This window comes from Martinezella lusitana (genome assembly GCF_014207095.1).
Lineage (GTDB): Bacteria > Pseudomonadota > Alphaproteobacteria > Rhizobiales > Rhizobiaceae > Rhizobium > Rhizobium lusitanum_B.
The window spans coordinates 80,927-94,109 of sequence record NZ_JACHBG010000021.1; the positions used below are offsets into that span (position 1 = coordinate 80,927).

12 protein-coding genes are annotated in these 13,183 nt (G+C 59.8%); 7 read left to right on the top strand and 5 right to left on the bottom strand.

Annotated elements, in window-relative coordinates; all coding sequences use genetic code 11:
- Positions 1–33: 33 nt before the first annotated feature.
- Entirely contained in the window at positions 34–1,962 is a 1,929-nt protein-coding gene (locus tag GGD46_RS27510; RefSeq protein WP_184709843.1) for an autotransporter assembly complex family protein, read from the bottom strand.
- A gap of 286 nt (positions 1,963–2,248) precedes the next feature.
- Positions 2,249–2,548: a glycine zipper domain-containing protein gene (locus GGD46_RS27515; protein WP_184709845.1), complete on the bottom strand. Its 300-nt coding sequence runs from the start codon at positions 2,546–2,548 to the stop codon at positions 2,249–2,251.
- 296 nt (positions 2,549–2,844) lie between these two features.
- On the opposite strand from GGD46_RS27515, the gene GGD46_RS27520 reads away from it, so the two are divergent.
- The 4 genes from GGD46_RS27520 to hemA all read left to right on the top strand — a co-directional run bounded on the left by GGD46_RS27520 (position 2,845) and on the right by hemA (position 8,006).
- A complete protein-coding gene (locus GGD46_RS27520; protein ID WP_184709846.1) occupies positions 2,845–3,333 on the top strand; it encodes a (2Fe-2S)-binding protein in 489 nt (162 codons plus the stop codon).
- Between the two features lie 82 nt (positions 3,334–3,415).
- Positions 3,416–5,761, top strand: a complete 2,346-nt coding sequence (locus GGD46_RS27525) for a xanthine dehydrogenase family protein molybdopterin-binding subunit (protein ID WP_184709848.1) — start codon at positions 3,416–3,418, stop codon at positions 5,759–5,761.
- A gap of 20 nt (positions 5,762–5,781) precedes the next feature.
- Positions 5,782–6,576 (top strand): FAD binding domain-containing protein, encoded by a 795-nt coding sequence (locus tag GGD46_RS27530; protein WP_184709850.1) that lies wholly within the window; start codon positions 5,782–5,784, stop codon positions 6,574–6,576.
- A gap of 218 nt (positions 6,577–6,794) precedes the next feature.
- On the top strand, positions 6,795–8,006 hold the full coding sequence (gene hemA, locus GGD46_RS27535) for a 5-aminolevulinate synthase (RefSeq protein WP_184709874.1): 1,212 nt from the start codon (positions 6,795–6,797) through the stop codon (positions 8,004–8,006).
- Positions 8,007–8,128: 122 nt separating this feature from the next.
- On the opposite strand, the gene GGD46_RS27540 is transcribed toward hemA, so the two are convergent.
- From GGD46_RS27540 to dxr, 3 genes are all read right to left on the bottom strand, one after another.
- On the bottom strand, positions 8,129–8,761 hold the full coding sequence (locus GGD46_RS27540; protein ID WP_184709852.1) for a LysE family translocator: 633 nt from the start codon (positions 8,759–8,761) through the stop codon (positions 8,129–8,131).
- A 159-nt stretch (positions 8,762–8,920) separates the two neighbouring features.
- A complete protein-coding gene (locus tag GGD46_RS27545; RefSeq protein ID WP_184709854.1) occupies positions 8,921–9,835 on the bottom strand; it encodes a pyridoxal-phosphate dependent enzyme in 915 nt (304 codons plus the stop codon).
- 97 nt (positions 9,836–9,932) lie between these two features.
- Positions 9,933–11,126 (bottom strand): 1-deoxy-D-xylulose-5-phosphate reductoisomerase, encoded by a 1,194-nt coding sequence (gene dxr / locus GGD46_RS27550; protein ID WP_184709856.1) that lies wholly within the window; start codon positions 11,124–11,126, stop codon positions 9,933–9,935.
- Positions 11,127–11,326: 200 nt separating this feature from the next.
- Between dxr and GGD46_RS27555 the strand changes: the two genes are divergently transcribed.
- From GGD46_RS27555 to GGD46_RS27565, 3 genes are all read left to right on the top strand, one after another.
- Positions 11,327–11,593: a BON domain-containing protein gene (locus GGD46_RS27555; RefSeq protein WP_184709858.1), complete on the top strand. Its 267-nt coding sequence runs from the start codon at positions 11,327–11,329 to the stop codon at positions 11,591–11,593.
- Positions 11,594–11,679: 86 nt separating this feature from the next.
- Positions 11,680–12,129, top strand: coding sequence for an Ivy family c-type lysozyme inhibitor (locus GGD46_RS27560; RefSeq protein WP_210325736.1), 450 nt, complete (start codon positions 11,680–11,682; stop codon positions 12,127–12,129).
- 200 nt (positions 12,130–12,329) lie between these two features.
- Entirely contained in the window at positions 12,330–12,944 is a 615-nt protein-coding gene (locus GGD46_RS27565; RefSeq protein ID WP_184709862.1) for a hypothetical protein, read from the top strand.
- The last annotated feature ends 239 nt before the right edge of the window (positions 12,945–13,183 follow it).

The window sequence follows — 13,183 nt, forward strand, 5'->3', positions numbered from 1 at the left end:
GTGCTGAAACGTCTGCGACAACTATGCGTTTCGTCAGAAGGCCTGGCCGATGCCGGCGTAGATACCATAGGCGGTGCCGTTGTTGTACTTGTTCAGCGGAACGGCGACATCAAGCCTGATCGGACCGAATGGCGTAGCGTAGCGCAGGCCGACGCCCGCGCCAATGCGCAGATCGGAAAAGTCCGGAAATGCGGTATCGGTGACGCTGCCCGCGTCGACGAAAGGCACGACGCCGATCGAATCGGTGATCTTTACGCGGGCTTCGAAGGATGCCGTCACATAGGAGCGGCCGCCGAGCGCATCGCCATTGGAGTTGTAGGGCGTGATCTCCTGATAGCCGTAGCCGCGCACCGAGCCGCCTCCGCCCGCATAGAAGCGCCGCGTTGCGGGGATATCCTCGATGCCGTTTGCGCCGAGCAGCGAGCCGGCGGCGAGCTTGCCGGCGAAGACGACGTTGTTGTTGGCGCCGATGCCCTTGTAGCCGGTGATCGAGCCTTCGAAGGAGCTGAATACCGAGCCGCCCATCGCTTCATAGCTCGGCTTGGCGCTGATCGAAGCGCGATAGCCCTCCGTCGGGTCCAGCTTGTTGTCGCGCGTGTCTCTGACATATTCGAGCGGGATCGCGACCGTCAGATACTTGTGCTTGCCGAAGGCGTTGGTCGTATCCGCTTCGTAGCTGACCTCGCCGCCGGCGGAGACGGTATCCTGATCGTTGATATCGTAGGCAAGACTGCCGCTCCCGGTCACGAGATTGGCGTCGTAGGCGTCCGGATGCAGCGTCTGCATCTTAAGCGATGCAGTAAAGGTCGCCGAGGGATAGAAGGTTGCCGGTCGGACATAGGTAAGGCCGGCCGAGTAATCGAGCTGGCCGAAGTCCGTGGTCTCGCCGATGCGGGAAACGGCCCCTTCGATGCGCAGGGAATCTGCGCGGCCGGTCAGGTTGCGATGTCCCCAGTAGCCCTGCAGACCGAAGCCATCGATGGTGGAATATTGTGCTCCGACGCCGAAGAAGCGCTGCTTGCCTTCGGATACCTCGATGGTCGTTGGGATGCTGCCATCCGGCGCCAGCTTGTCGGCTTCGCGGATGGTGACGCTGGAAAAGACGCCGAGCTTGCGGAGGCGATCCGAAGCCTTCTTCAATTCATCCGGCGAGTAGGGCTTGCCCTCGTTGATGCGGGCATAGCGCTTGATGAAATCCGGATCGACCGATTTCTGGCCGGTTACGCCGACATTGCCGAATGGAGCCACAGGGCCGCTCTCCACCTTCAGCGAGACGTCGACGGTGTTGCTGGCGTGGTCGGCGATGACATCGCGCTTGTCGAGCCTGGCGAGCGGATGCCCTTCCTTCTTGAAGTCGGCAACCATCTTGTCGCCGGCCTTCAGAATAGTCAGGGAGCCCGCGTCGCCGCCGCGCAGGAGGCCATAATTTGCCGGATCCAGTCTGGCGGCATCACCCAGCAGATGGATATTGCCGAGCTTGAACAGCGGGCCGGGATCGACACTTATGGCAACGGCGACAGGTTTGGACCGGCCGAAGGTGGGCGTCGGCGGCAATGCATCAAGCGGCGTGCCGTTGATGGTGATCGTCACGACCGCGCCATAGCGCGCTTTTTCATAGAGAGCGGCAATGAGCCGGTCGCGATCGTCGCGTGCCTTCACGACGACGCCGAGGTCGCCGGATACGGCTTTGTCCTTGTTCGCGATCAGCATCGACGTGTCGCTGAGCGCGCTCTTCAGGTCCTTGTCGAGGTTGTCCGACTTGAAATCGACCGTGTAGTGGACGGGATCGGACACCTGATCTGCAGTGTTGTCGTCCTCACCCCAGAGCTTGATGCCGAAGAGCTTGAAAGCGAAGGCATTGCCGGCCCAAACCGGGCCGAGCGCAAGCGCTGCCGCAACCGCCACAACGGTTCCTGCCTGCCGATACGCAATACTCTTCTTCGGTTCAGTTCTTTTATGCATACGCCGCTTTACGGTTACATGAGAACTTACTCAGCTCGACGTTTCCCCCAGGTTAACGCGCGGCCACCATAGAGGCAAAAGTCCCTCAGGTGTACCGTTTTGGAGTCAAAAACCTCGAAAAGATGACCTCAAAGGGCAGGAACACACGGTACCCGATGCAGTTTGCGCTTATTAGGAGCGCCGGAAAGGCTGCATGCAGGGCGTGTCACGGCCCGGTGTCTCGGCAGAAATAAAAAGTCCCGGACTTGCGGTCCGGGACGTCGATACCTGCTGGATCGGGGATCGATCAGTAGCCGCCGTAGCCACCACCATACCCGCCGCGATAGCCGCCACGCGGGCAATCGTCGATGTAGCGACGGCCATAGCGGTCACGGTAGTAGCACTGGCCAGGCTGTTCCTGCACGCTGCCGATGAGGGCGCCGGAGACGCCACCGATCGCTGCGCCAACCGCTGCGCCGCGTACGTTGCCGGTGACTGCGCCGCCGATGATCGCACCGGATGCCGCACCGATACCTGCGCCCTGTTCGGTCGGCGTGCAGCTTGCGATAGACAAGCCGACCAATGCGAGCATTAGAATCTTCTTCATTTATTCTCTCCAACGTTAGTTACGCCGAACCCGGCAACGTCGTCCCCATTCTTCAGCTCCACCACGATGGGCTGTCTTTTCAGTCCTGCAACTACGAAAAAATATCGTGCAAAATATGATTGTCCATTGGGACTGAATAGTTTTTTTGCTTCTGGTTAAAGTTGGCCTCGTATTCGAACAATAAAACAATCGATGCGGCATAGAAAATCGGCCGCTGCGCTAAAGTAGAGGTTGATTGGACTACAAAAAAGTCAAATGATGCCTTCTGCCTCTGGAGGAGAGGCGAGGAGGAAAATATGGCAAAAGTGACTTTGACGGTGAACGGCCGTGCGGTCAGCGGTGAGTGCGAAGATCGCACGCTGCTTGTCCATTTCATCAGGGAAAAGCTTGGCCTGACCGGAACGCATGTCGGCTGCGACACGAGCCAGTGCGGCGCCTGCGTCATTCACATGGATGGCAAGTCGGTAAAGAGCTGTTCCATCCTGGCCGTACAGGCTTCCGGCTCCAAGATCACAACCATCGAGGGTCTGGCCGCCAATGGCGAGCTGCATCCGGTTCAGGCTGCCTTCAAGGAGCATCATGGCCTGCAATGCGGCTTCTGTACACCGGGCATGGTGATGACAGCGGTCGACATGATCAATCGTCATAGCGGCAAGCTGGACGAAAAGATCGTGCGCAGCGAGCTGGAAGGCAATATCTGTCGATGCACCGGCTATCACAATATCGTCCAGGCGGTCCTGTCCGCCAATGCTGAAATGCACGCCGCCAATCAAGCGGCGGAATAAAGTTTCACCGAGACCGTCTGGCGAAGCGCCTGGACCGTGATCTTGGCGAATTGCCGGGCCCGGAACCCCAATGGAGGATGTGATGGGCGTTGAAGGCATTGGCGCGCGCGTGGCGCGCAAGGAAGACAAGCGATTTCTGACGGGCAAGGGGCGCTATACCGACGACATGGTAACGCCGGGCATGAAATATGCCTATTTCGTCCGCAGCCCGCATGCGCATGCGAAGATAAAGGGTATCGATATTTCTGCAGCTATGGCGATGCCAGGCGTGATCGGTGTGCTTGAAGGCAAGCAGCTGCTCGCCGACGGCATCGGCAACCTGATCTGCGGCTGGATGATCCATTCCAGGGACGGCTCGCCGATGAAGATGGGCGCTTGGCGCCCCCTGGCGGTCGACACAGTCCGCTATGTCGGCGATGCCGTCGCCATTGTTGTAGCTGATAGTCTCGGCGAGGCGCGTGATGCGGCCGAGGCCGTGGCGGTCGATTATGAGGAACTGCCGGCCGTCGTCGAGGCGGTGGATGCGCTGAAAGCCGGTGCGCCGCAGATCCATCCGGAGTCGTCGGACAATTTGATCTTCGACTGGGAGCTTGGCGATGCGGCGGCGACCGACAAGGCGATCGCCGAGGCCGCACACGTCACCGAGATCGAGATCCACAACAACCGTCTCTCGCCGAATGCCATGGAGCCGCGCGCCACGCTCGGCATCTATGATGCGGCCGAAGACCATTATACCTGCTACACGACGAGCCAGAACCCGCATGTGGCCCGGCTCGTCATGAGCGCGTTCTACAATGTCGCGCCGGAAAACAAGCTGCGCGTCATCGCACCGGATGTCGGCGGCGGCTTCGGTTCGAAGATCTACATTTACCCGGAAGAAATCGTCTGCCTTTGGGCATCGAAGAAGACCGGCGTGCCGGTCAAATGGACGGCCGACCGCACGGAAGCTTTCCTGACTGATGCGCATGGCCGCGACCATGTCTCCAAGGTCAAGATGGCGTTCGATGTGCAAAACCGCATGACCGCGCTGAAGGTCGACACGATCGCCAATCTCGGCGCCTATATGTCGCTCTTTTCCTCGGCGGTGCCGACCTATCTTTATGCGACGCTGCTGTCGGGCCAGTACGCCATTCCGGCGATCCACGCCAATGTCCGAACGGTCTATACCAATACCGTGCCGGTCGATGCCTATCGCGGGGCAGGGCGTCCGGAGGCGACCTATCTCCTCGAGCGTACGGTGGAAACGGCGGCGCGCGAGCTCGGCGTATCGCCGGCGGAGTTGAGACGGATCAACTTCATTCGGTCCTTCCCATACCAGACGCCCGTGATCATGAACTACGACGCGGGTGACTATGAAGCTTCGCTTAACGCCGCCATGCAACAGGCGGATTGGAACGGCTTCCCCGCGCGTAAAGCCGAGGCCGCTGCCCGCGGTATGAAACGCGGCATCGGCATGAGCTGCTATATCGAGGCATGCGGCATCGCGCCGTCGCAGGCGGTGGGTTCGCTCGGTGCCGGCGTCGGCCTGTGGGAATCGGCCGAGGTGCGGGTGAATGCCGTCGGAACGGTGGAGGTGCTCACCGGTTCGCACAGCCATGGCCAGGGGCATGAAACCACCTTTGCGCAGCTGGTCGCAGACCGGCTCGGCGTGCCGATCGACAGCATTTCGATCGTCCACGGCGATACCGACAAGGTGCAGATGGGCATGGGCACCTATGGCTCCCGTTCGGGTGCTGTCGGCATGTCCGCCGTGGTCAAGGCGCTCGACAAGGTGGAGGCGAAGGCAAAGAAGATCGCGGCGCATCTGATGGAAGCCGACGAAAGCGATATCGTCATCGAGAACGGCGAGGTGAAGGTGGCTGGCACCGACAAGGCGCTGCCATGGTTCCAGGTGGCGCTCGCCTCCTACACCGCGCACAACCTGCCCGCCGGCATGGAGCCGGGCCTGAAGGAAACCGCCTTCTACGATCCGGCGAACTTCACCTTCCCGGCTGGCTGCTATATCTGCGAGGTCGAGGTGGATCCGGAGACGGGCAAGACCGAGATCGTCCAGTTCGTCGCAGCCGATGACTTCGGCAACATCATCAACCCGATGATTGTCGAAGGGCAGGTGCATGGCGGCATCGCGCAGGGCGTCGGCCAGGCACTCCTGGAAGGCGTGCATTACGACGAGAGCGGCCAACTTCTGACCGCGAGCTTCATGGATTATACCATGCCGCGCGCCGACGACCTGCCGTCCTTCAAGCTCTCGCATCAGAACACGCCTTGCCCGAGCAATCCGCTCGGGATCAAGGGATGCGGCGAGGCGGGTGCCATCGGCTCGCCGCCGGCGCTGATGAACGCCATCACCGACGCCATCGGCAACAATGCACTGACGATGCCTGCCACGCCGCTCAAGGTGTGGGAAGCAGCGCAGGCTACGGCCTGAAAAGAGAGGAGGAGAAGACAATGTACGCAACCAACTACCATCGCGCCTCCTCGGTCGACGAAGCCGTGAAGCTTCTTTCGAACGCAGACGAGGGCAAATATGTCTCTGGTGGTATGACGCTGATTGCCACCATGAAGCAGCGTCTGGCCTCGCCGGGCGATCTCGTCGATCTCAGGCACATTCCCTCGCTTAAGGGGATTCGCGTCGACGGGCGCAGGGTCACCATCGGGGCTGCGACGACCCATGCGGAAGTCGCCTCCTCGGCGGCAATCCGTGCGGTCTGCCCGGCGCTGTGCGACCTTGCAGGCATGATCGGCGATCCGCACGTCCGGCATATGGGCACCATCGGCGGCTCCGTCGCCAACAACGATCCGGCCGCGGATTATCCGTCGGCGATGCTGGCGCTCAACGCCACCATCATCACCGACCGGCGCCAGATCGCGGCCGATGACTTTTTCCGGGGCCTGTTCGAAACGGCACTGGAGGGAGCCGAACTCATCACCTCCATCGCTTTCGATGCACCGGAGAAAGCGGGCTATGCCAAGTTTCCCAACCCGGCATCGCGCTATGCGATGACGGGGGTCTTCGTCGCCAAGGGGGCTGGCGGCGTGCGCGTCGCCGTGACCGGCGCGGGCGCCGACGGCGTGTTCCGCCAGGGTGATATGGAGCAGGCGCTTGCGGTCAATTGGTCGCCGAATGCCGTTGCCGCTATAAAGGTGGATGCATCGACGTTGCTGTCCGATTTGCATGCAACGGCGGAGTATCGCGCCAATTTGATCAAGGTCATGGCGAAGCGCGCTCTGGCCGCGGCATAGATTCGCCACGAACAAACCCGGAGCGGTGGGTTTACCCTCCGCTCCGGAGAGAGTGTTTCCAGCATGGTTTCGATTGTCAAATTGACGTGAATCACTATTCTTGTCTGGAATTGTTCAAAATCAGGGGCCATTTGCCGCAGCGGGCGCGAAAGCAATGCGGAGGGGTTGACGGGCGAACCGGCATTATCGAAAACGGTCGCACGGTACTGGAGCAGATGATGGATTTCGAAGCATTTTTTAAGGGCGAGCTGGAAGGTCTTCACAATGAGGGCCGCTACCGGATCTTCGCGGATCTCGAACGTCGCAGTGGCAATTTTCCTCGTGCTATCAGGCATACTCCAAATGGCCCGCAGGAAGTGACCGTCTGGTGCTCCAACGACTATCTTGGCATGGGCCAGCATCCAAAAGTGATCGAGGCGATGAAGCAGGCGATCGATCACTGTGGCGCGGGTGCGGGAGGCACCCGGAATATTTCTGGCACCAACCACTACCATGTTCTGCTCGAACAGGAACTCGCCGATCTCCACGGCAAGGAATCCGCGCTGATCTTCACCTCGGGCTACATCTCCAACTGGGCGACGCTCGGCACGCTTGGCTCGCGCATTCCCGGCTTGATCATCTTCTCGGATGCGCTGAACCACGCATCGATGATCGAAGGCATTCGCTATGCGAAGTGCGACAAGGTCATCTGGAAGCACAACGACCTGCACGATCTAGAAGCCAAGCTGAAGGCTGCCGACCCGAAGGCGCCGAAGCTGATCGCTTTTGAATCCGTCTATTCCATGGATGGCGATATCGCGCCCATCAAGGAAATCTGCGATCTCGCCGACAAGTATGGCGCGATGACCTATCTCGACGAAGTGCATGCCGTCGGCATGTACGGCCCGCGCGGCGGCGGCATTGCCGAGCGCGAAGGCTTGATGGATCGCCTGACCGTCATCGAAGGCACGCTTGGCAAGGCGTTCGGCGTCATGGGCGGCTATATCGCCGCTTCGGCTGCGCTTTGCGATTTCGTCCGCTCGTTCGCCTCGGGCTTCATCTTCACGACATCGCTGCCGCCGGCGCTTGCCGCGGGCGCCGTTGCCTCGATCCAGCACCTGAAGGTCAGCCAGTTCGAACGCCTGCGGCATCAGGATCGTGTGCGCAAGCTGCGCGCCCAGCTCGATGCTGCCGGCATTCCGCATATGCCCAACCCGAGCCATGTGGTGCCCGTGATGGTTGGCGATGCGGCCAAGTGCAAGTGGATTTCGGATCTGCTGCTCGACGCCGGCGTCTATGTCCAGCCGATCAACTATCCCACAGTGCCGAAGAAGACTGAACGTCTGCGTATCACGCCGACGCCGCTGCATTCGGATGGCGATATCGAGCAGTTGGTCGGCGCGCTGCATGCGCTCTGGTCGCGCTGTGCGCTGGCAAGGGCGGTCGCGTAAGCGACGGCTTTCCCAGCGCTGTGACTGGATCGCCAGTTGCAGCTTCTGACAAAATGAGATGATCTCATTGCGGAAATGTCGGCTGGCGCCCATTTCCGCAATGACTTTTCAGGCTATTGGGATCAGCCGCGGCTTCCCACGGCCAGGCGGCAGGCAAGACCGGCAAAGACCGTCGCCAGCAGATATTGCGGCAGCTTCGGAGCGCGTTTGATCGCCGAGAGCCGGTCTCGAATGTGGCTGCCGAGCATGATGACGGAACCATTCACCAGAAAACCGATCCCGTTCAGGATGGTGGCGAGCAGCGCCATCTGGACAATCATCGACCCGCCGTTCGGATCGACGAATTGCGGAAACAGCGCGAGCACGAACAAGGCCATCTTCGGGTTGAGAATATTGGTCGCAAGGCCCTCGATGAAGATGCGTCTGCCCGAAAGCCGTTTCAGCTCGGCCGAGGGTGCGAAGGCTGAGCCCTGCGAGCGCAGTGTCTTGACCGCGAGATAAAGCAGATAGGCGCAGCCGGCCCAACGGACGATTTCGTAGGCAATGGGCACGGTGAGGAACAGCCGAGACAGGCCGAGCGCTGCGGCCATGGCGTGGCAATAGGTGCCGAGCGCAATGCCGGCATAGGTGAGGAAACCGGCGGAGCGGCCCTGGCTGACGCTGCGCGAGGCGATGAGGAGCATGTCAGGACCGGGCGTGGCTGTCAGCACCAGCGCGGCGGCGGCGAAAAGAACGAGTGTGGAGAAGTCCGGCATCTTGATTCCCTTGAAAGTGAGGCCGGAATTCCTCTCTAGCATGATCCTCGGGATTGGCAACATTAGAGCCGATAAGTAAGTTTTCGCTTACTTATCGATCCGCGCCAAGGGCGACGGCGACCGCGCTAAACGGCACCATTGTCCAAGACGCAATAATGATCAGGATGCTTGCCAGGCCTGCAACTGCGCGAGGGTGGCGGTCGCACCGCCGCAGGCGATCATCAGCACGCGCTCGAAGCGGGCCAGCCGATCTGCATGGGCATAGGCGACGGCCAATGCAGCGCCGCAAGCCGGCTCCACCAGAACGCGATGGTCGTCGAGGAAGCGCATGCAGGCGTCGACGGCTGCGCGGTCATCGACGACAACGCAATCGACCGATCTGCTTTGCGTAATCTCAAACGCGCGTTCGGCGACCTTTCGAGCACCCAGCGACGTGGCGATGCTGGTAATGGCAGGCAGTTCCACCGGCTTGCCGGCCTTTACTGCGGCCGCGAGCGAGGCGGCGCCCGCCGTTTCTGCGGCGATGATCGAAACATGCTGAAGGCCGTTGCGATCAAGCCCTTCCGAAACGCCGGCCAACAGCCCGCCGCCGCCGACCGAGAGAATGACCGCGTCGAACTGCGCCCCGGCGCGGACGACCTCGTCGATCATCGTTGCGTGGCCCGTCCAGAGGAGCGGGTCATCGAAGGGATGGATGAAGGCCGTTTCGCCATCGAGCGCCTGTAAAGCGCGCTCATTTGCTTCCTGCCAGGATGCGCCGTGCACAAAGACCTCGGCACCTTCCTGGCGGATCAGCGATTTTGCTCGATCCGACGTAGTTTCCGGAACGAAAACCGAGACCGGGATCGAAAGGCGGCGACCGGCATAGGCGACGGCGATGCCGGCATTGCCGCCGGAAGAGGAGACGAAGCGTCGCTTGCCGTTTCTGGCATGATGCTCGCAGGCGGCACCTATGCCGCGGATCTTGAAGGAGCCGGGCGGTTGGAGCGCGTCCATCTTCAACCAGACGGAGCGGCCCGATGCCTGGCTGAGCGGGCGGGATTCGATGAGCGGAGTTTCGAGGTGAAGTGCCATGGAATGATCTGCCCCCGTGGGCGCTGTTGGCGATAGCGAGATGCATAACCTCAAGGGTCCGAAGCACACAGAGCGACCGGAAAGATCGCGGTGTGTTTCAGGCCACCTTTTCTCTCTGGGCGACAAGTGCGGCCGCGCGGCCGCGCGCTTCCTCGTCCGCGGCAAAGACCGCATCCATGGTTTCGGCGCCGCCCGTAGCGATCATCTCGTCCATGACGGCCTCGGCGATGTCAGCCATCTCAAGGAAACCGATGCGACCGTCGACGAAGGCGTGGAAGGCGATTTCCTCGGCCGCGTTCATGATCGCGCCCTGCAAGCCGCCGCGCTCCAGCGCGGTGCGGGCGAGGCGCAGTGCGGGGAAGCGAACTTCGTCCGGTGCTTCGAAATCCAGCCGCGCGAGTTTCGCAAAATCCAGCCGCTCGACGCTGAGCTTTGTGCGTGCGGGGTAGGTCAGCGCATAGCCGATGGCCGTGCGCATGTCGGGACAGCCGAGCTGCGCCAGCACCGAGCCATCCGTATAGCCGACCATGGAATGGATGACCGATTGCGGATGCACCACGACTTCGATCTGGTCGGGGCGCACATTGAACAGATGCTTGGCTTCGATCATTTCCAGCGCCTTGTTGAACATCGAGGCGCTGCCGATGGAGATCTTGAAGCCCATCGACCAATTGGGATGGGCGCGGGCGACCGCTGGCGTGACATTGGCCATCTGCTCGCGCGTCCAGGTACGGAAGGGACCGCCCGACGCCGTAATGATGATACGCTCGACCGCGTGCTGCTGATCGTCTTCCAGTGCCTGGAAGATGGCGCTGTGTTCGCTGTCGACCGGGATAAGCCGTCCGCCACCTTCCGAAACGGCACGGACGAAGAGATCACCGGCGGAGACGAGGCATTCCTTGTTGGCAAGGGCGATATCGGCGCCGCGGCGGGCGGCCGCCAGTGTCGGTGCCAGGCCGGCTGTGCCGATGATGGCTGCCATCACCCAGTCCGACTGCATGGACGCCGCTTCGATCAGGGCATTCTTGCCGGCGCCGACGGCGATGCCGCTGCCGGCAAGGGCATCCTTCAGCTGCTGATAGCGATCTTCGTTTGCGGTAACGGCGAAGGCTGCGCCGCAGTCCTTTGCCTGCTGCGCCAGCAGGTCGATATTGTCATGCCCGGTGATCGCGGCGATGTCGAAGGCATCGCGGCCGCCCAGTTGGGCAACGACATCAAGCGTATTCTGGCCGATGGAGCCGGTCGAACCCAATATCGTCAGGCGACGCTTCGACTTACTATCGGTGGTCATTCGGGTATCCGCGTGTTGCTGTCATCTTCCAAGGCTCTACAGGGGAACGCGGGTAGCGGCAAGTATGCCGCAATGCAACTTCGCGCCGCCGGCAATGCCCGTTTAAGGCGAAACTACTGATTTGATGATATTTTTCGCCAATTGCCGAACCAAATGCCCGGTGTCGCGTTTCCCGTCCACTTGTCTGCGGAGGGTAACGTATGGTTTTCAAGGCGGCGACATTCCATGGCGTGGAGCTTTATCTGGAAAGCGAGCATTCGAGGCGTTCGGAACTGGAATCAACGGTTGCCAACGCGCTGGCGGTCGCCGGCGGTATCGATGCCTCCGATGTCAGGGTGACGGCCGCAGGCCAGGAGATCCGCCTCGACGGCATGGTCGCCACCCCGCAGGAGGTGAAGCGGGCAACCGCGGTGGCCGAGTCGATCCCAGGCGTCAGGCTGGTGAGGAACAGGATTGCGGTCGGGTGACCATTCGGCTTTTAGCCCATGTTCATCCTGCGGCCGATACGATTTCTCGGTGCACAGCATCTTGAGTTAAGCGCACGAGAAGGATGATGATGATCGTCGTTCTGGCGGGCATTTTTTCCGCCGCAGCGGGTGCATTCACCCAGGGTCATCCTACCACATTCCGCGAAATCTCAGCCGATCCCGCTGCCGCCGCAGCCTTCAAGGCAATGACGAAGGGGCATCGACTGCCGGACTGGATTCACGGAGAGACGATGGAATCTCTCGGTCATGAGATTGTGTTCGGAGGAGAGAAAATCTACGTGATGAACGCCTGCAAGCAGCATGATTGCGGCGCCGAGCAGATCGCCGTCATGTACGATCCCGGCAAGAAGATCGTGTATGGCGTACTGCTGCTTGCCGATCCCGAGACCAGATCGGAAAGGCTGACATGGATGAACCTCGGCGCTGGCAACGAATCGATCGATGGCAGGACCATTCTCTACGCGGCATTGACGACCAGCTTGGAGAACCATCCGGAGGCTTTTGATTATAATTAGTTGGCAGAACGAAGAAGAATAATTTCATCGTGCTCGGTGAAGCCTACGGGTCCGTGCCGATGCGGTTGAGCATACGCCTGCGTTACTCTCGGCTCAGAGCAAACCTGCGATACTTATGTAGCATATCTGTTTTTTTGGACCGACTTGAAGGATAGAATCAAATATAGCTCAAAAAGAGATCGTTAATAGCAGGCGATAATATGTCGATTGAAGAATTTATTTCCACCTTTAGCAAAGAGTGGCCAATAGTGAAAAGGGCGCCACGCTCTGTCATTATGTTGGTTTGTGCCGCGTCAGCATTGGCTTTTGCCGTTACTCGCTATCTTGATTCCGTGGAGCTTAGTTCGGCTAAAGCGCTAGTTGAACTGAAAGATGCAATGATCGCGGATTACAAAGATAAATTGAGCGGAGCAACTCCGATCGAGGCAAAAAAGCGCATCGATGCTTTGGAGACAAAACTGAAACTGCTCGACGTCCGCAGGTTAAGTCCAGCGCAAATATCAGCGATTACAAATAAATTGAAGAACCAAAAAGGAAATCTGGATATTGCTCAGGACATGGGCTCTCCGCAGCTTCGCGGGCTGGTAGCTGATTTCTCCGTGGCGGCGAACAATGCAGGCTGGACCACCTCTCAAAGTGAATTAATGGGTCTTAGGGACTTTCCGCCATCCGGTGTCTCTCTGGTAGTTAATGATTCTAGCGCCCTTAGTCCAACCGAAACGGTGGTTAAGGCCGCACTGGAAGCGGCCGGCGTTCCTTTTGACGTGGTAAATGGCTCTGGGCTTAAGCTTGTGCTAACTGTAAAGTCAGAATGACGGCAGGTATTCAATCGTGGGTGCGTACCCATTATCTCAATCGGGCATCGATACCTTTGCAACCTCGGTACTCAGATTAAAAAACGAAAGCGTCTGCCTCAATATTAAGCTGCAACGAAATTACTATATACCATCGAACACCCGCTAGAGCGGATCATTTCTTATCGGAATCGTTGCGGGATTCCCAAATCAGCAGATTTGTGATTGATCATTGATGCTGGAATGGAGGCCAGCATCAA